This window comes from Pseudomonas sp. 4CAES_32.4 (genome assembly GCF_058136335.1).
Genome location: NZ_CM176882.1, coordinates 5,955,212 through 5,973,760 on the forward strand (window position 1 = coordinate 5,955,212; position 18,549 = coordinate 5,973,760).

General features: G+C 60.3%; 16 protein-coding genes. 7 read left to right on the plus strand and 9 right to left on the minus strand.

What is annotated here, in order from left to right; genetic code table 11:
• Positions 1 to 72: 72 nt before the first annotated feature.
• Positions 73 to 1,050 carry an NADPH:quinone oxidoreductase family protein gene (locus tag AC3Y64_RS26935; RefSeq protein ID WP_489985815.1) on the plus strand — a complete coding sequence of 326 codons (978 nt, stop codon included), beginning with the start codon at positions 73 to 75 and terminating at the stop codon, positions 1,048 to 1,050.
• Here the strand turns inward: AC3Y64_RS26935 and AC3Y64_RS26940 are convergent.
• Entirely contained in the window at positions 995 to 1,696 is a 702-nt protein-coding gene (locus AC3Y64_RS26940; protein WP_489985816.1) for a flagellar basal body-associated protein FliL, read from the minus strand. The two genes, AC3Y64_RS26935 and AC3Y64_RS26940, sit on opposite strands and share 56 nt — an antisense overlap.
• A 225-nt stretch (positions 1,697 to 1,921) precedes the next feature.
• Here AC3Y64_RS26940 and glpT point away from each other — a divergent pair, with 225 nt between their 5' ends.
• Entirely contained in the window at positions 1,922 to 3,271 is a 1,350-nt protein-coding gene (gene glpT, locus AC3Y64_RS26945; protein ID WP_489985817.1) for a glycerol-3-phosphate transporter, read from the plus strand.
• Here the strand turns inward: glpT and AC3Y64_RS26950 are convergent.
• The 7 genes from AC3Y64_RS26950 to AC3Y64_RS26980 all read right to left on the minus strand — a co-directional run bounded on the left by AC3Y64_RS26950 (position 3,247) and on the right by AC3Y64_RS26980 (position 11,386).
• Positions 3,247 to 3,915 (minus strand): gamma-glutamylcyclotransferase, encoded by a 669-nt coding sequence (locus AC3Y64_RS26950; protein ID WP_489985818.1) that lies wholly within the window; start codon positions 3,913 to 3,915, stop codon positions 3,247 to 3,249. The two genes, glpT and AC3Y64_RS26950, sit on opposite strands and share 25 nt — an antisense overlap.
• A gap of 197 nt (positions 3,916 to 4,112) precedes the next feature.
• Positions 4,113 to 5,081, minus strand: coding sequence for a CDP-6-deoxy-delta-3,4-glucoseen reductase (locus AC3Y64_RS26955; RefSeq protein WP_489985819.1), 969 nt, complete (start codon positions 5,079 to 5,081; stop codon positions 4,113 to 4,115).
• Positions 5,081 to 6,547 carry a 4-hydroxy-3-polyprenylbenzoate decarboxylase gene (gene ubiD, locus AC3Y64_RS26960; RefSeq protein ID WP_008081413.1) on the minus strand — a complete coding sequence of 489 codons (1,467 nt, stop codon included), beginning with the start codon at positions 6,545 to 6,547 and terminating at the stop codon, positions 5,081 to 5,083. Before ubiD ends, AC3Y64_RS26955 begins: the two co-directional genes overlap by 1 nt.
• A gap of 79 nt (positions 6,548 to 6,626) precedes the next feature.
• Complete coding sequence (locus tag AC3Y64_RS26965) at positions 6,627 to 8,582, minus strand: acyltransferase family protein (protein ID WP_489985820.1); 1,956 nt, start codon at positions 8,580 to 8,582, stop codon at positions 6,627 to 6,629.
• 137 nt (positions 8,583 to 8,719) lie between these two features.
• A complete protein-coding gene (gene rho / locus AC3Y64_RS26970) occupies positions 8,720 to 9,979 on the minus strand; it encodes a transcription termination factor Rho (protein ID WP_003229334.1) in 1,260 nt (419 codons plus the stop codon).
• A 249-nt stretch (positions 9,980 to 10,228) separates the two neighbouring features.
• On the minus strand, positions 10,229 to 10,558 hold the full coding sequence (trxA, locus tag AC3Y64_RS26975) for a thioredoxin TrxA (protein ID WP_158954959.1): 330 nt from the start codon (positions 10,556 to 10,558) through the stop codon (positions 10,229 to 10,231).
• A gap of 120 nt (positions 10,559 to 10,678) precedes the next feature.
• Positions 10,679 to 11,386 carry a FadR/GntR family transcriptional regulator gene (locus tag AC3Y64_RS26980; RefSeq protein WP_489985821.1) on the minus strand — a complete coding sequence of 236 codons (708 nt, stop codon included), beginning with the start codon at positions 11,384 to 11,386 and terminating at the stop codon, positions 10,679 to 10,681.
• Between the two features lie 255 nt (positions 11,387 to 11,641).
• On the opposite strand from AC3Y64_RS26980, the gene AC3Y64_RS26985 reads away from it, so the two are divergent.
• The 5 genes from AC3Y64_RS26985 (at position 11,642) to ppx (ending at position 16,148) form a co-directional block, all read left to right on the plus strand.
• Entirely contained in the window at positions 11,642 to 12,427 is a 786-nt protein-coding gene (locus AC3Y64_RS26985; RefSeq protein ID WP_489985822.1) for a transporter substrate-binding domain-containing protein, read from the plus strand.
• A gap of 21 nt (positions 12,428 to 12,448) precedes the next feature.
• Complete coding sequence (locus tag AC3Y64_RS26990; RefSeq protein ID WP_158954953.1) at positions 12,449 to 13,117, plus strand: amino acid ABC transporter permease; 669 nt, start codon at positions 12,449 to 12,451, stop codon at positions 13,115 to 13,117.
• Entirely contained in the window at positions 13,114 to 13,764 is a 651-nt protein-coding gene (locus tag AC3Y64_RS26995) for an amino acid ABC transporter permease (RefSeq protein ID WP_489985823.1), read from the plus strand. Before AC3Y64_RS26990 ends, AC3Y64_RS26995 begins: the two co-directional genes overlap by 4 nt.
• Complete coding sequence (locus tag AC3Y64_RS27000) at positions 13,751 to 14,488, plus strand: amino acid ABC transporter ATP-binding protein (RefSeq protein ID WP_007911148.1); 738 nt, start codon at positions 13,751 to 13,753, stop codon at positions 14,486 to 14,488. The genes AC3Y64_RS26995 and AC3Y64_RS27000 overlap by 14 nt, the downstream gene beginning before the upstream one ends.
• 157 nt (positions 14,489 to 14,645) lie before the next feature.
• Positions 14,646 to 16,148, plus strand: a complete 1,503-nt coding sequence (gene ppx / locus AC3Y64_RS27005) for an exopolyphosphatase (protein ID WP_158954949.1) — start codon at positions 14,646 to 14,648, stop codon at positions 16,146 to 16,148.
• A 167-nt stretch (positions 16,149 to 16,315) separates the two neighbouring features.
• On the opposite strand, the gene ppk1 is transcribed toward ppx, so the two are convergent.
• Entirely contained in the window at positions 16,316 to 18,541 is a 2,226-nt protein-coding gene (gene ppk1, locus AC3Y64_RS27010; RefSeq protein ID WP_489985824.1) for a polyphosphate kinase 1, read from the minus strand.
• Positions 18,542 to 18,549 lie beyond the last annotated feature (8 nt).

Here is an 18,549-nt window from a genome sequence, read left to right on the forward strand (position 1 = left end):
CGGGCATGCTCGTTGACCCGTTGACTGACACACCTACACTTATCGGCCATCACTCCCAAAGGAATAGCCCTGATGAAAGCCGTGCTGTGCAAAGCCTTCGGCCCTGCCGAATCGCTGGTGCTGGAAGACGTCGCCAGTCCTGTCGCGAAGAAGAACGAAATCCTCCTGGACGTGCACGCCGCCGGGGTCAACTTTCCCGACACGCTGATTATCGAGGGCAAGTACCAATTCAAGCCGCCCTTCCCGTTCTCGCCGGGTGGCGAAGCGGCGGGTGTGGTTCGCGAAGTCGGTGAAAAGGTCAGCCATCTCAAGGTCGGCGACCGGGTCATGGCTTTGACTGGCTGGGGCAGCTTCGCCGAGCAAGTCGCGGTGCCGGGCTATAACGTCCTGCCGATTCCGCCGTCGATGGACTTCAATATCGCTGCCGCTTTCAGCATGACCTACGGCACCTCAATGCACGCCCTCAAGCAACGCGCCAACCTGCAACCGGGCGAAACCCTGCTGGTGCTTGGTGCATCCGGCGGCGTCGGCCTGGCTGCCGTGGAGATCGGCAAAGCCATGGGCGCCCGCGTGATTGCCGCCGCCAGCAGCGCCGAGAAGCTCGCGGTGGCCAAGGCTGCCGGCGCCGATGAGCTGATCAACTACAGCGAATCGAACCTCAAGGACGAAATCAAACGCCTCACCGACGGCCAGGGTGCCGACGTGATTTACGATCCGGTCGGCGGCGACCTGTTCGACCAAGCCATCCGCGCCATCGCCTGGAACGGCCGCCTGCTGGTGGTCGGCTTCGCCAGCGGGCGCATCCCCGAGCTGCCGGTCAATCTCGCGTTACTCAAAGGTGCGGCGGTGCTTGGCGTGTTTTGGGGTTCTTTCGCCCAGCGCCAGCCGCAGGACAACGCGGCTAACTTTCAACAATTGTTCGGCTGGTTCGCCGAGGGCAAGTTGAAACCGCTGGTGTCGCAGGTCTATCCGCTGAGCAATGCGGCGCAGGCGATTAATGATCTTGGCCAGCGCAAGGCTGTCGGGAAGGTTGTGGTACAGGTTCGCTAATCAAAAGACGAAACGCTTCAATTGCCGGGCGCCCCGCCACATCGCCCGGCATCAGATGCTCCTGCACCTTCTCACTACGCGACTCAAGCAACTGCCCCTTGTCGTCGAAACGCAAAACAATCAGCCAGTCATAAACATCCACCGGCCATTTCGGCTGGCCGATCAGTGCCGGGCCATTGCCGCCGAATGCGCCGATGAGCTTGTTGATGTGCCCGTGGTGCCAGGCGATCAGCACGGTTTTCGCCTGATTGCTTTCGCGCAGTTGATTGACCAGTTTGTCGACGTCGTTATTGGCGAATGGCTGTTCGATCGGCAGTTGCAGGCGTTGCGCCAACGGCATCAGCGTCTGGCGGGGGCGGATGCTTTGCGGACTGTCAGCGGTGGCGATCAGGCGTTGTGGGGTGAGTGTTGCGTCACCCAGTTTCAGCGGGTCGAAATAGTCGGCGTAGGCGGCAGCGCGCTGTTGACCCTGGGCGTTTAGCTCTCGGCCCACGTCCGGTTTTTCCGCATGGCGGACGATCAGCACGGTGACATTGCGCAGCCCCGATCCGCCAGATCCCTGAGCAAAACTCAGTGCCAGAACCGAAACGGTAACGGCGACCACCATCAGTAATCGGGGCAATAACCTGCGAATCATCGGGGCCATCATTTATCTCTGCGCGATCAGTCGGTGGATTGATCGCGAGTCTAAGACACAACGCCTCGACCGCTACAAAAACGCCCCGTTCTTACAGCTGAGCGACAGGTTCGTAAAAGAACGCGCGACTTCCAACATTTTCCGCTATTTGGTCGATGCGAACCGGTGCTATTTTCGGTAACGAAACTGTAACATTCGCATCCGCAGTCAAAACAAGAAATCTGGAGCTCTTGAATGTTTGCTTTCTTTCGTCCTGCCGCACATCAGGCTCCATTGCCTGAAGAAAAAATAGACAGCACATACCGACGCCTGCGCTGGCAGATCTTCGCCGGTATTTTCATTGGCTACGCGGGTTATTACCTGCTGCGCAAAAACTTCTCGCTGGCCATGCCGTACCTGATCGACGAAGGCTACAGCCGTGGTGATCTGGGTCTGGCGATGTCGGCGATTGCCATCGCGTACGGCTTGTCGAAATTCCTCATGGGCCTGGTGTCCGACCGTTCCAACCCGCGCTTCTTCCTGCCGTTCGGCCTGCTGGTCTCGGCGGGGGTGATGTTCGTGTTCGGTTTCGCGCCTTGGGCAACGTCCAGCGTGACCATGATGTTCATCCTGTTGTTCATCAACGGCTGGGCCCAGGGCATGGGTTGGCCGCCAAGTGGCCGGACCATGGTGCACTGGTGGTCGCAGAAGGAACGCGGCGGCGTGGTGTCCGTGTGGAACGTGGCGCATAACGTCGGCGGCGGCCTGATCGGCCCGCTGTTCCTGCTCGGCATGGGCCTGTTCAACGACTGGCATGCCGCCTTCTACGTACCGGCAGCTGTGGCGCTGGGCGTAGCGGTATTCGCGTTCATCACCATGCGCGACACGCCGCAATCGGTCGGCTTGCCGCCGATCGAGAAGTACAAGAACGATTACCCGGAAGGCTACGACTCCAGCCACGAAGACGAATTCAGCGCGAAAGAGATCTTCGTTAAATACGTACTGCGCAACAAAATGCTCTGGTACATCGCCCTGGCCAACGTTTTCGTCTATCTGCTGCGCTACGGCGTGCTGGACTGGGCACCGACCTACCTGAAGGAAGCCAAGGGTTTCACCGTGGATAAAACCTCGTGGGCCTATTTCTTCTACGAGTGGGCGGGTATTCCGGGCACGCTGCTGTGCGGCTGGATGTCGGACAAGATCTTCCGTGGCAACCGTGGCCTGACCGGCATGGTGTTCATGGCGCTGGTGACCGTTGCGACGCTGGTTTACTGGCTCAATCCGGCCGGCAACCCGATAGTCGACATGATCGCCCTGCTGTCGATCGGCTTCCTGATCTATGGCCCGGTGATGCTGATCGGTCTGCAGGCGCTGGAGCTGGCGCCGAAGAAAGCTGCCGGCACGGCGGCGGGATTCACCGGCCTGTTTGGTTATCTGGGTGGTTCGGTCGCGGCCAGTGCAGCGATGGGCTACACCGTTGACCACTTCGGTTGGGATGGCGGTTTCGTCCTGCTGGTAGGCGCGTGCCTGCTGGCGATGGCCTTCCTGGCCCCGACCCTGCGACACAAGAATGTCGCCAGTCAGAGCCGTGAAGCGGTCGCTTGATCGGCCTGTGACTTACAACGCTTGAGCCGCGCCTCCAGATTTCGATCCGGCATGGCGTGGCTGCGTAGGGCGTGGGCTGTCTGCTCGACATAATCGCGAGTCGTGCCGTAACGCCCGCTGGCGCTTTCGAACACCTGGCTCAGCACGTGATCCGGCAAGTTGCCGGCATAGCTGGGCAGGTGCCGCTCCAAGACAAATCCCAAGGCCTGCACCTGGCTACCGTCGGCGAGACGGCAGTTGAGCCAGTGTGGCCGATAGGATGGCACCGGCATCTCGCGTTTCCACAAGGCGTACAGCGCCGCGTCGAGATTGTCTTCCGGCAAGCGATAAGCGAAGCCGCTGCACGAACCGCCGCGATCCAGACCAAATACCAGACCGGGCATTTCCGGTGTACCGCGATGCTCGTGCGACCACAGGTACAAGCCGCGATGGTAGCCGTGCACACGTCCGCGCACCCGCTCCACCGCCGAACACTCCGGCCGCCAGATCAGCGAACCATACGCGAACAGCCACACTGGCCCGCCCTTGTGGCGCGCCATGGTCGAATGCATGGAAGCGAGAAGTTGTTCGTGCGTCAGCTGCGGCCCAAGATCGAGCCGCGGAGGGTAATTCAAATTCAGAAAAGCGTTTTCAATGGCGCTCATGGCGAATAGCGTTCAGCTCCCCGCGGGTGAAGAATTACTTAATAGAACGCACCGCTGTAACAATAAGGCACATATGTTTTAAGGCAATTTAAGTGCCATGGCACAGTTCTTAATTGATTGCCTGATTGATATATAACCTAGCGGTATTTATGCAATTACATAAATACCGATCGGCTATATAGAGAGTTATAACGGATTCAGGAACGTGGGGCGTAGGCGAACACATCGGCGCGCATTTGATGGGCGTCCATCCCCGCTTCGACCAATGCGTCCAGCGTGCCATAAACCATGGCCGGCGAGCCGCTGGCGTAGACGTGCAAAGGCTTCAAATCGGGGAAGTCTTCACAGACCGCCTCGTGCAGCATGCCGCAGCGCCCTTCCCAGCCGCATTGATCGCTGACGACCTTGTGCAGGAACAGGTTGGGCAGCTTCAGCCATTCGTCCCAGTGTTCGATCTCATAGAAATCTTCCGGACGACGCACGCCCCAGTACAGATGCACGGGATGTTTGAAGCCATTGGCGCGGCAGTGTTCGATCAGCGCGTGAATCTGGCCCATCCCGGTGCCAGCGGCAACCAGCACCAGCGGCCCGTCAGGCAACTCGGCCAGATGGGTGTCGCCGAACGGCAGCTCGACGCGCACCATCGCGTTGCGTTGCAGCTGTTCGATCAGGCTCAGTGCACTGGCTTCGCGCGCCAGCACATGGATTTCCAGATCACGCCCACCGTGCGGTGCCGAGGCCATGGAGAACGCCGATTTCTCGCCGCTCTCGCGTTCGATCATCAAATACTGTCCAGCGTGATAACGCGGTGGCTTGCCGGCCGGCGCACGCAGACGCACGCGCCAGGTGTCGCCGCCGACGTCGCGGCATTCGATGACCTGACACGACAAGCTACGCACCGGCAGTTCTCCCAGCGCGAGCACGCCATCCCACAGCAGGATGCAGTCTTCCAGCGGCTCGGCTATGCAAGTGTAGAACTCGCCGTGGTCGTGCACCTTGCCTTCCTGGGCGACGCGGCCCTCAACCAGCAGCGCCGCACACACGTGACAATTGCCGTTGCGGCAGCTTTGCGGGCATTCGTAGCCCAGGCGCCGCGCACCATCGAGAATCCGCTCACCGGGCTGTATCTCGAGCACTGCTCCGGAGGGCTGCAGGGTTACACGCATCAATCTATTCCTAACTGATTCCAGATGGCATCGATCCGTTGGGTGACGGCGTCGTCCTTGACGATCACGCGGCCCCACTCGCGAGTGGTTTCGCCCGGCCATTTGTGGGTGGCATCGAGGCCCATTTTCGAACCCAGGCCGGAGATCGGCGAGGCGAAGTCGAGGTAGTCGATCGGCGTGTTATCGATCATCACCGTGTCGCGCTTGGGATCCATGCGCGTGGTGATGGCCCAGATCACGTCGTTCCAGTCGCGGGCGTTGATATCGTCGTCGGTGACGATAACGAATTTGGTGTACATGAACTGTCGCAAAAACGACCAGACACCGAGCATCACGCGCTTGGCATGCCCCGGATACGACTTCTTCATGGTCACAATGGCCATGCGGTACGAGCAGCCTTCCGGCGGCAGGTAGAAGTCGGTGATTTCCGGGAACTGCTTCTGCAGGATCGGCACGAACACTTCGTTCAGCGCCACGCCGAGGATCGCCGGTTCATCCGGCGGACGTCCGGTGTAGGTGCTGTGGTAGATCGGTTTGATCCGGTGGGTGATGCGCTCGACGGTGAACACCGGGAAGCTGTCGACTTCGTTGTAGTAACCGGTGTGGTCGCCGTACGGGCCTTCATCGGCCATTTCGCCCGGATGGATCACGCCTTCGAGGATGATCTCGGCGGTGGCCGGCACCTGAAGGTCGTTGCCACGGCACTTGACCAGTTCGGTACGGTTGCCGCGCAAAAGACCGGCGAAAGCGTATTCGGAGAGGCTGTCAGGCACCGGCGTCACGGCGCCGAGGATGGTCGCCGGATCCGCGCCGAGGGCCACGGACACCGGGAACGGCTGCCCCGGATGTTTCTCGCACCACTCGCGGAAGTCCAGCGCACCGCCACGGTGGCTGAGCCAGCGCATGATCACCTTGTTGCGACCGATCACTTGCTGACGGTAGATACCGAGGTTCTGGCGTTCCTTGTTCGGGCCTTTGGTGACGGTCAGGCCCCAGGTGATAAGCGGGCCGACGTCGCCGGGCCAGCAGGTCTGCACCGGCAGCATCGCCAGGTCGACGTCGTCGCCCTCAATGACCACTTCCTGGCACACCGCGTCTTTGACGACTTTCGGCGCCATCGAGATGATCTTGCGGAAGATCGGCAGCTTCGACCACGCATCTTTCAAGCCCTTCGGCGGCTCGGGTTCCTTGAGGAACGCCAGCAGCTTACCGATTTCGCGCAGCTCGCTGACTGACTCGGCGCCCATGCCCATGGCCACTCGTTCGGGGGTGCCGAACAGGTTGCCGAGCACCGGGATGTCATAGCCGGTGGGCTTTTCGAACAGCAGCGCAGGGCCTTTGGCCCGCAGCGTGCGGTCGCAAACCTCGGTCATTTCCAGCACCGGCGAGACGGGAATCTGGATGCGTTTCAACTCTCCGCGCTGCTCAAGCTGCTGCACGAAATCCCGAAGATCCTTGAATTTCATTGACGATGGCACCCTCAAAATAGGCGTACATCCTACCTGCTCTGACGGGCAAACAGCACCCGTCAGTGCCCGGCATTGCTCAGTTTTGGCTCGTGCCCAGCAAAACCGGCGCAAACAACGGGCTCAAGCGCGCGCTGCCCACGTCCGACAAGTGATCTTCGTCCTTGTATTGCGAATGGCCGTTGACCTCGATGCTGCAAACGCCACCAGCACACATCAGTGGCGTCGGGTCGATGACGTGCACGCCCGGATCCGCCGCGCTCATGGACGCAAACAGATCGCTGAGGAAATGCTGGCGAGCCAGATGCTCTTCGAGCGGACGCCCCAGGCCTTCTGCCGAGCGTCCGATCCGCGCCAGGCTGGTCAGGCGGCTGATGATGCCTTTGCGCTGCAGCGGCACCTCCTTGAACAGCCAGACTTGCACCCCCGCCTCGCGCAGCGCCGCCACCCGAGCCTTGATCGCCGCCGCCATGCGCTGTTCGGATTGAGCCGTGTCGTCATGGGCGTTGAGCAGCACCTTCCTGTCGCCATCTTCACGGCCATACACATACAGGCTCCAGTTGGACGCCAACACCACATCCTTGATCCCCAGACTGCGCACGCGCTCCATGGTTTGCTCATTGAAGTCGCGGCAGCGCGGACGCGGCTCATCGCTGAGAATCGGCGGGCAGGCACTCATGCTGTACAGCCAGGTCGGGCGCCCTTCGCGACGGGCGGTGTTTTCGATTGCCGGCAACAGGGCCGCGGCGTGGCTGTCGCCCCAGAACAAACGAGTGGCCGGGACACCTTCGCTGGCGCCAACAAGACAGGCCTTGTCCAGGGTTTTGTCCTGCGTGACCAGCATGCATTTCATCTGCCCGGCCCGCCATTCGCGTGACTGCGCATATTCGAGGGCCTTGCCGGTCAGGCGCCCGGGGACACCGTCCGCGGAACGGATGGCTGAGCCCGTGACGGCCAGCCCGAAGATGGCGATCAAACCGCCGGTCAACACCGCCCTGCGTCCGGCCAGCAGGCGTTTTTCGCGGAACGGCAACTCAACGTAGCGCAGGCTCAACCACGCCAGCGCCAGCGCCAAGGCAATCCAGCCGACCGCCTCCAGCGACTGAATGCCGTCGATGGAAATGGCATTGGCATAGACATACACCGGCCAGTGCCACAGATAGAGCGAATACGACAGCAAGCCGACCCACACCAATGCGCGCAGGCTCAACAAGCGTGCGGTCAGGCTCGGGCCTTGTGCGCCCGACCAGATCAATGCGGTTGTCCCCAGCACCGGCAACAACGCAGCCCAACCCGGAAATACGGTGCTTTTGTCAAAGCCGAACACCGCCACCAGCACTGCCGCCAGACCGGCCAGGCCGACCGCCTGATAAAGCCACGGCCGCACTGCCTGTTTCGGCGCCGGCATCACGGCGAGCATGGCTCCGCACAGCAGTTCCCAGGCCCGGGTCGGCAGCGAAAAGAACGTGAAGTCTGGTTTACGTTCGATGTAGCCGATGTTCAGGCCGAACGAGACAAGCAGCAGGGCGAACAGCATCCACCGCCAATGCCGGATGTAGCGGATCAGCACCACCATCAGCAGCGGAAAGAAGATGTAGTACTGCTCCTCCACCGCCAGCGACCAGGTGTGCAGCAGCGGTTTCAGGTCAGAGGCCGGCTGGAAATAGCCATCCTCGCGCATGAACAGGATGTTGGAGATGAACAGTGACTGATAGCGCACGGTGCGCCCCAGTTCGGAAAAGTCCTTGGCTGTCAGCAGCAACCAACCCAGCAGTAACGTCGCGATCAGGACCACTGTCAGCGCCGGAATGATGCGGCGGGCACGGCGCGCCCAGAAATCGACGAAGCTGAAACGCTGTGCGCTGATTTCCCGGAACAGGATGCTGGTGATCAGAAATCCGGAGATAACGAAAAACACGTCAACGCCGACAAAACCACCGCTGAAGGTACTGAATCCGAAATGAAACAGTACAACCGGTATAACCGCCAGAGCCCGTAATCCGTCGATATCACGGCGATTGCCAAACGTGTGCATGGAAAACCTTTTCCGTTCTGGATACAAAATATTGAGAGCGCGAAAGTTATCAGTCGCACCCATTTCAATCCAGATACAAATAATCCAAGGCAAAAAAAAGCGCCCTTTTCGGGCGCTTTTTTCGTGCGGCTTGCGTATTACTTGCGTTTCATCGACAGGAAGAACTCGTCGTTGGTCTTGGTCGTTTTCAGCTTGTCGACCAGGAACTCGATGGCAGCGACTTCGTCCATCGGGTGCAGCAGCTTGCGCAGAATCCACATGCGCTGCAGCTCGTCGTCGGCAGTCAGCAACTCTTCGCGGCGGGTGCCGGAGCGGTTGATGTTGATCGCCGGGAACACGCGCTTCTCGGCGATCTTGCGATCCAGAGGCAGTTCCATGTTGCCGGTACCCTTGAACTCTTCGTAGATCACTTCGTCCATCTTCGAGCCGGTTTCAACCAGCGCGGTGGCGATAATGGTCAGCGAGCCGCCTTCTTCGATATTACGTGCCGCACCGAAGAAACGCTTTGGCTTCTCGAGAGCGTGGGCATCGACACCACCGGTCAATACCTTGCCGGAGCTCGGGATCACGGTGTTGTAGGCACGGGCCAGACGGGTGATGGAGTCGAGCAGGATCACCACGTCTTTCTTGTGTTCGACCAGGCGCTTGGCCTTCTCGATCACCATTTCGGCAACCTGTACGTGACGGGTCGGCGGCTCGTCGAAAGTCGAGGCAACCACTTCGCCGCGCACGGTGCGCTGCATTTCGGTCACTTCTTCCGGACGCTCGTCGATCAGCAGCACGATCAGATGAACTTCAGGGTTGTTACGGGCGATGTTCGCTGCGATGTTCTGCAACATGATCGTTTTACCGGCTTTCGGCGGTGCAACGATCAGACCGCGCTGGCCTTTGCCGATCGGGGCGCACAGGTCGATCACACGACCGGTCAAGTCTTCGGTGGAACCGTTACCGGCTTCCATCTTCATGCGCACGGTCGGGAACAGCGGGGTCAGGTTCTCGAAGAGAATCTTGTTTTTCGCGTTCTCGGGACGATCGAAGTTGATCGTGTCGACCTTGAGCAGGGCGAAATACCGCTCGCCTTCCTTTGGAGGGCGGATCTTGCCAACGATGGTGTCACCGGTGCGCAAGTTGAAGCGGCGGATCTGGCTCGGCGAGACGTAGATATCGTCTGGGCCGGCAAGGTAGGAAGCGTCTGCGGAGCGCAGGAAGCCGAAGCCGTCCTGGAGAATCTCCAGCACGCCATCACCGGAGATTTCCTCGCCGCTTTTAGCGTGCTTTTTCAGCAGGGAGAAAATCACGTCCTGCTTGCGCGAACGGGCCATATTTTCTATGCCCATCTGTTCGGCCAATTCGAGCAGTTCGGTAATCGGCTTTTGCTTGAGTTCAGTCAGATTCATATAGGAATGACGTAATCATTTATGGAGGGGGGGAAATTAAGCTTTTGGCTTAATGAGGCCGCGCCGCGGAGAAGGCGACAGGATCGCGTACTTATTCGAAAAGGAGTGCGTCGGCGACGGCTAGCAGGGGGCAGTGGAGAAACCAGTGCGGGGCCGAATGTACCACCTGAGTTTCGGAGCGTCTAGCCCTGAATACGCAAAAAGCCCCGCTATTTGCGGGGCTTTTTTTCGGGCACTTTACAGCGACGCTTAGATGTTGGCGTCGAGGAAAGCAGCCAGTTGCGACTTCGACAGAGCGCCGACTTTGGTCGCAGCGACTTCACCGTTCTTGAACAGCATCAAGGTCGGGATACCACGCACGCCATGCTTGGCCGGGGTTTCCTGGTTTTCGTCGATGTTCAGTTTGGCGATGGTCAGCTTGCCTTCGTAGGTAGCTGCAATGTCGTCCAGAACTGGAGCGATCATTTTGCATGGGCCACACCATTCAGCCCAGTAATCGACCAGCACTGGACCCTCGGCTTTCAAAACTTCCTGCTCGAAGCTAGCGTCGGTGACGTGCTTGATAAGATCGCTGCTCATGGAATTCTCCAGGTTGTAAGCAAAAAAACGTGGCCCATCATAGCCGCCCTTCCCTTGTTCAGGAAGCCGCAGTTGATTGAGTCTTGCTATGGCACTCGATGAGTTTGGGTATAGCTCAAGTCACGCCGTGGCGGGGGCGATGAAGACGATTCCGGTACGCAGGGCCGCGTTGCGCACGTGTTCCTGCATGGCTTTCTGTGCCGCGCCGGAGGCCCGGCGCGCGAGGGCGCGGAGGATCTTGCGGTGTTCCTGCCAGGTTTCCATGGCACGTTCGGCGCGGATGAACGGTAGTTTCTGGCTTTCCAGAAACATCTCGGCGCTATTGGTGAGGATGCTCAACATCGCCTGATTGCCGCTGGCCAGGAGGATCCGTCGGTGAAATTCGAAGTCGAGCTTCGCTGCCGCTTCAAAGTCGCCGGCCTTCAATTGCTCGCGCATGGCCGCGACGTTGTCTTCCAGTGCATCCAGATCAAACGTACTCAAGGTCACCGCCGCCAGCCCGGCGGCAAAACCTTCCAGCGCATAGCGCAATTGAAAGATGTCCAGCGGCGAAGCCTGCGCGGCGAATGACCAGCCCGGTGCGTTTTCGCCGCGCGACAACTCCACCGGCGCCTGCACGAACACACCCTTGCCTGGCTGAATACTGACCACACCCAGCGCACTCAGCGACGACAGCGCCTCACGCAACGACGCCCGGCTCACGCCCAGTTGCAACGCCAGATCCCGCTGCGACGGCAAGGCATCGCCCGCGCCGAAGCCCTGTTCGCTGATCAGTTTGCGGATCGCTTGCAGCGCCACTTCGGGTACTGCACGGGAAATCGAGTTCATGTTTTTCAGACGCGCCAGGCCAATGTGCGGCTAGTTGTAAAGCTATTCGCCGAGTCCGGCAAGTCGTGCCCCAGCGGGGTTCGACGCGCACGACGGATGCGCCATGGCAGTGCGAAAAACAACCTGACTGTTCAGACCAGTAAGACCGAACAAAGCCGCTGAAACTGCGGCCTGCCGAGACGAACGCTGCGTATTGGCACGGCCCATGCTCTGTCCGATCGCAGATTTCACTTCCCGCCGATCCGGAGATTGTCCATGACCAAGCGTTACAGCGCCCTCCTCGCTTCCCTGTTTGCCGGCCTGCTGCTGTGCCAGGCCTCCGCCCACGCTGACGGTCTCGACGACGTGGTCAAACGCGGCACGCTGAAAGTTGCCGTGCCACAGGACTTCCCGCCGTTCGGCTCGGTTGGCCCGGACATGAAGCCTCGCGGCCTCGATATCGACACCGCAAAACTGCTGGCCGACCAGCTCAAGGTCAAACTAGAGCTGACCCCGGTCAACAGCACCAATCGCATCCCGTTCCTGACCACCGGCAAAGTCGATCTGGTGATTTCCAGCCTCGGCAAAAACGCCGAGCGCGAGAAAGTCATAGACTTCTCCCGCGCCTACGCACCGTTCTACCTCGCCGTGTTCGGCCCGCCGGATGCCGCGATCAGCAGCCTCGACGACCTCAAGGGCAAAACCATCAGCGTCACCCGTGGCGCCATCGAAGACATCGAGCTGACCAAGGTCGCCCCTGAAGGCGTGACCATCAAGCGCTTCGAAGACAACAACTCGACCATCGCCGCCTACCTCGCCGGGCAAGTCGACCTGATCGCCAGCGGCAACGTGGTGATGGTCGCGATCAGCGAAAAGAACCCGAAACGCGTGCCAGCACTGAAAGTGAAGCTCAAGGATTCGCCGGTCTACGTTGGCGTGAACAAGAACGAAGCGGCGCTGCTGGCCAAGGTCAACGACATCCTGACCACCGCCAAGGCTGACGGCGCGCTGGAAAAGAATTCGCAGATCTGGCTGAAAGAGCCGCTGCCGGCCGATCTCTGATCGACTGCGCGGGAGACTTTCATGGCTTATCAGTTCGATTTCATGCCGGTGGTGGAAAACACCGACCTGCTGCTGCGCGGAGCGCTGTTCACCCTTGAGCTGACGGCCATTGGCGCGCTGCTCGGGGTTGGCGTAGGCATCGTCGGGGCGTTGGTGCGGGCGTGGAACATCCGCCCGTTCTCGGCGATTTTCGGTGTCTACGTCGAGTTGATCCGCAACACGCCGTTTCTGGTGCAGTTGTTCTTCATCTTCTTTGGCCTGCCGTCACTCGGCGTGCAGATTTCCGAGTGGCAGGCTGCGGTGCTGGCGATGGTGATCAACCTCGGCGCCTATTCGACCGAGATTATTCGTGCCGGCATTCAGGCGATTCCCCGCGGGCAGTTGGAAGCCGCAGCAGCCTTGGCGATGACGCGTTTCGAGGCGTTCCGCCACGTGGTGTTGCTGCCAGCGCTAGGCAAGGTCTGGCCGGCGCTGAGCAGCCAGATCATCATCGTAATGCTCGGTTCGGCGGTGTGTTCGCAGATCGCCACCGAAGAGCTCAGCTTCGCGGCCAACTTCATTCAGTCGCGCAACTTCCGCGCCTTTGAAACCTACGCGCTGACCACGCTGATCTACCTGTGCATGGCGCTGCTGATTCGCCAGTTGCTCAACTGGATCGGTCGCCGCTACATCAGCAGGAGCAGCGTATGAGCGACTTCACCTTCTGGGACATCCTGCGCAACCTGCTCATAGGGCTGCAATGGACGCTGGCGCTGTCGCTGGTGGCGTTTATCGGCGGCGGGGTCGTCGGGCTGCTGATTCTGATCATGCGCATCTCGAAAAGCCCTGTGTCGAGCAGCATCGCCCGCACCTGGATCGAGCTGTTCCAAGGCACGCCGCTGTTGATGCAGCTGTTTTTGGTGTTCTTCGGCGTGGCACTGGCCGGGATTGAAATCTCGCCGTGGATGGCGGCGGCGATTGCCCTGACGTTGTTTACCAGCGCCTATCTGGCGGAGATCTGGCGCGGTTGCGTCGAGTCAATCTCCAATGGCCAGTGGGAAGCCTCGGCGAGTCTGGCGCTCAATCCGCTGGAACAATTGCGCTACGTGATCCTGCCGCAGGCGCTGCGCATTGCCGTGGCGCCGACTGTGGGTTTCTCGGTGCAAGTGGTCAAAGGCACCGCCGTCACCTCGATCATCGGCTTCACCGAGCTGACCAAAACCGGCGGCATGCTCGCCAACGCGACATTTGAACCGTTCATGGTCTACGGCCTCGTTGCCCTCGGCTACTTCCTGCTCTGCTACCCCTTGTCCCTCAGTGCGCGCTACCTGGAAAGGAGACTGCATGCCTCTGCTTAGAATTTCCGCCCTGCATAAATACTACGGCGATCACCACGTGCTCAAAGGCATCGACCTCAGCGTCGAGGAAGGCCAGGTGGTGGCGATCATCGGCCGCAGCGGCTCGGGCAAATCCACCCTGCTGCGCACGCTAAATGGTCTGGAATCGATCAACGACGGCGTGATCGAAGTCGACGGCGAATACCTCGACGCCGCCCGCGCCGACCTGCGCAGCTTGCGGCAGAAGGTCGGCATGGTCTTTCAGCAATTCAATCTGTTCCCGCACCTGACCGTCGGCGAAAACGTCATGCTCGCGCCGCAAGTGGTGCAGAAAGTGCCGAAAGCCAAAGCGGCGGAACTGGCGCGCGAGATGCTTGAACGGGTGGGTCTGGGCGAGAAGTTCGATGCTTTTCCGGATCGCTTGTCCGGCGGTCAGCAACAACGCGTGGCGATTGCCCGGGCGCTGGCGATGTCGCCGAAAGTCCTGCTCTGCGATGAGATCACTTCGGCGCTCGACCCGGAACTGGTCAATGAAGTGCTCAGCGTCGTGCGGCAACTGGCCAAGGAAGGCATGACGCTGATCATGGTCACCCACGAAATGCGCTTCGCCCGCGAGGTCGGCGACAAACTGGTGTTCATGCACCACGGCAAGGTGCATGAGGTGGGGGATCCGAAAGTGTTGTTTGCCAATCCGCAGACGGCGGAGCTGGCGAATTTTATTGGCACCGTCGAAGCGACAGCCTGAATCTGCCCCATCCTGATCGTTTCCACGCAGAGCGTGGGAACGATCAGGCTGCGGCCTCAAGACTTTCTGCGCTGAATCAACGGTTTGAACCATGCGCGTTGGCGCCAGCGTTTGATCGTGGCACGATGTCGAGGTTATCGACCGAGACCCCCTGACCATGCCGCAATCCCAAGCCAAGAATCTGTCCCTGATCGCCGCAATCGACCTGGGCTCCAACAGCTTTCACATGGTCGTGGCCAAGGCCCAGAACGGCGAAATTCGCATCCTTGAGCGCCTCGGCGAGAAGGTTCAGCTGGCGGCCGGCATCGACGATGAGCGCAAGCTCAACGAAGAATCGATGCAGCGCGGCCTCGATTGCCTCAAGCGCTTTGCTCAACTGATCAACGGCATGCCCCTCGGCGCCGTGCGCATCGTTGGCACCAACGCCCTGCGCGAAGCGCGCAACCGCCTCGAATTCATTCACCGCGCCGAAGAAATCCTCGGCCACCCGGTAGAAGTCATCTCCGGCCGTGAAGAAGCGCGCCTGATCTACCTCGGCGTCTCGCACACCCTCGCCGACACTCCGGGCAAACGCCTGGTCGCCGACATCGGTGGAGGCAGTACCGAATTCATCATCGGCCAGCGCTTCGAGCCGCTGCTGCGCGAAAGCCTGCAAATGGGCTGCGTCAGCTTCACCCAGCGCTACTTCAAAGACGGCAAGATCACCCCGGCCCGCTACGCCCAGGCGTACACGGCGGCGCGGCTGGAGATCATGAGCATCGAACACGCTCTGCATCGCCTGACCTGGGATGAAGCCATCGGCTCCTCGGGCACCATCCGCGCCATCGGCCTGGCACTGAAGGCCGGCGGCCACGGCACTGGCGAGGTCAATGCCGAGGGGCTGGCCTGGCTCAAGCGTCGCCTGTTCAAGCTTGGCGACGTCGACAAGATCGATTTTGAAGGCATCAAGCCTGACCGCCGGACCATTTTCCCGGCGGGCCTGGCGATTCTCGAGGCCATTTTCGACGCCCTCGAACTGCAACGTATGGATCACTGCGACGGCGCCCTGCGTGAAGGCGTGCTCTACGACCTGCTCGGTCGTCATCACCACGAAGACGTGCGCGAACGCACGCTGACGTCGCTGATGGAGCGTTATCACGTTGATCTGCAACAAGCGGCGCGGGTTGAGCGCAAAGCCTTGCACGCGTTCGATCAGGTCGCGGCGGACTGGGAGCTGGACGACGGCATCTGGCGCGAACTCCTCGGTTGGGCAGCGAAAGTGCACGAAGTCGGCCTCGACATCGCCCACTATCACTACCACAAGCACGGCGCTTATCTGATCGAGCATTCGGACCTCGCGGGGTTCTCCCGCGAAGACCAACAGATGCTCGCCCTATTGGTGCGTGGTCATCGCCGTAATATTCCCAAGGACAAGTTCGCCGATTTCGGTGACGACGGCGACAAGCTGATTCGCCTGTGCGTGCTGCTGCGCTTTGCGATTCTGTTCCACCACATTCGTGGCACCCAAGCGATGCCGCAGGTGGTGTTGCATGCGAAAGGCAACACCCTCGATGTGGAATTCCCGGAGAACTGGCTGGATGAAAATCAGCTGACTCAGGCGGATTTCGGCCTTGAGGCGGATTGGCTGACACGGGTGGGCATCGTCCTCACCGTGCACTGACACAGTACAAATCTCCCCCTGTAGAAGCTGCCGCAGGCTGCGATCTTTTGATCTTGTTTTTTACGATCAAGATCAAAAGATCGCAGCCTGCGGCAGCCCCTACAGGTCGGTGAATCAGGTACAAAAAAGGCGATCCGTTGGGATCGCCTTTTTTATTGGGCGGAAGGTCAGCTGCTCACTGGCAAAATCGGGCTGCCCAACCGCTCCAGCAACGTTGCCTGCGCGCTGCGCGGGTTCTGGTTGCCGGTCGGCGTGTTGCGGATGTAACGGCCATCCGACTGCAGGCTCCAGCTGTGGGTGTTGTCGGTCAGGTACAGCTCCAGCTCTTTCTTCACGCGGGTCAGCAGTTTCTTGCCTTCGACCGGGAAGCAAGTCTCGACGCGTTTGTCGAGGTTGCGCTCCATCCAGTCGGCGCTGGAGAGGAACATCTGCTCGTCGCCGCCATTGAGGAAATAGAACACTCGGGTGTGCTCGAGGAAGCGGCCGATGATCGAGCGCACATGAATGTTGTGCGAAACCCCGGCAATGCCCGGACGCAGGCAGCACATGCCGCGCACCACCAGATCGATGCGCACGCCGGACTGGCTGGCCTTGTACAGCGCGCGGATGATCTTCGGATCGGTCAGCGAGTTGAACTTGGCGATAATGTGCGCCGGTTTGCCGTCGACGGCGAACTGGGTCTCGCGCGCGATCATGTCGAGCATGCCCTTTTTCAGGGTAAACGGCGCATGCAGCAGCTTCTTCATGCGCAGGGTTTTACCCATGCCGATCAACTGGCTGAACAGTTTGCCGACGTCTTCGCACAAGGCGTCGTCGGAGGTCAGCAGGCTGTAGTCGGTGTACAGCTTGGCGTTGCCGGCGTGGTAGTTACCGGTGCCGAGGTGCGCGTAACGGACGATCTCGCCGGCTTCGCGACGCAGGATCAGCATCATCTTGGCGTGGGTCTTGAAGCCGACCACGCCGTAGATCACCACCGCACCGGCCGCTTGCAGACGGCTGGCCAGTTGCAGGTTGGACTCTTCGTCGAAGCGCGCACGCAGCTCGATGACCGCCGTCACTTCCTTGCCGTTACGCGCAGCATCGACCAGCGCATCGACGATCTCGGAGTTGGCGCCGGAACGGTACAGGGTCTGGCGCACAGCGAGAACGTGCGGGTCTTTGGCGGCCTGACGCAGCAGGTCGACCACCGGGGTGAACGACTCGAACGGGTGCAGCAAGAGGATGTCCTGCTTGCTGACCACGCTGAAAATGTTCTCGCTGTTCTGCAGCAGTTTCGGGATCTGCGGGGTGAACGGCGTGTACTGCAGCTCCGGGTGACTGTCCAGACCGGTGATGCTGAACAACCGCGTCAGGTTGACCGGGCCGTTGACCTGATACAGCTCGCTCTCGCTCAGGTTGAATTGCTTGAGCAAGTAGTCCGAGAGGTGTTTCGGACAGGTGTCAGCGACTTCCAGACGCACCGCATCGCCGTAACGACGCGAAAACAACTCGCCACGCAGGGCGCGGGCCAGATCTTCGACGTCTTCGGAGTCGAGCGCCAGGTCGGCGTTTCGGGTCAGACGGAACTGGTAGCAGCCTTTAACCTTCATGCCCTGGAACAGGTCATCGGCGTGGGCGTGGATCATCGACGACAGGAATACATAGTTGTCGCCGGGGCCGCCGACTTCTTCCGGCACCTTGATGATCCGTGGCAACAAACGCGGTGCCGGGATGATCGCCAGACCGGAGTCGCGACCGAAGGCGTCGATGCCTTCCAGCTCGACGATGAAGTTCAGGCTCTTGTTCACCAGCAGCGGGAACGGGTGCGTCGGGTCGAGGCCGATCGGGGTGATGATCGGGGCGATCTCGTCGCGGAAATAACGGCGCACCCAGGTCTTGAGCTTGACCGTCCAGTTACGGCGACGAATGAAGCGCACCTGATGCTTTTCCAGCTCCGGCAGCAGGATGTCGTTAAGGATTGCGTATTGGCGATCGACGTGACCGTGCACCAGTTCGCTGATGCGCGCCAGCGCTTGATGCGGTTGCAAGCCGTCAGCACCAGCCTGTTCACGGGCGAAGGTGATCTGTTTTTTCAGGCCGGCGACACGGATTTCAAAGAATTCGTCGAGGTTGCTGGAAAAGATCAGCAGGAACTTCAGCCGCTCCAGCAACGGATAGGACTCGTCCAGCGCCTGTTCCAGCACGCGGATGTTGAATTGCAGTTGCGAGAGCTCGCGGTGGATGTACAGGCTGCTGTCATCCAGACCCGGAATGGCAATCGCCGGCACCGCCACAGCGGTTTCGGCCACCGGCGCGGGTGGCGCTGGCTCCAGTTCCGGCGGGGTTTCAGTGATTTGCTCGACCACCGGTTGAGCTTCTTTTACGGCAACTTCAGTGAGTCCTTCGGTATTCATCGAATGTT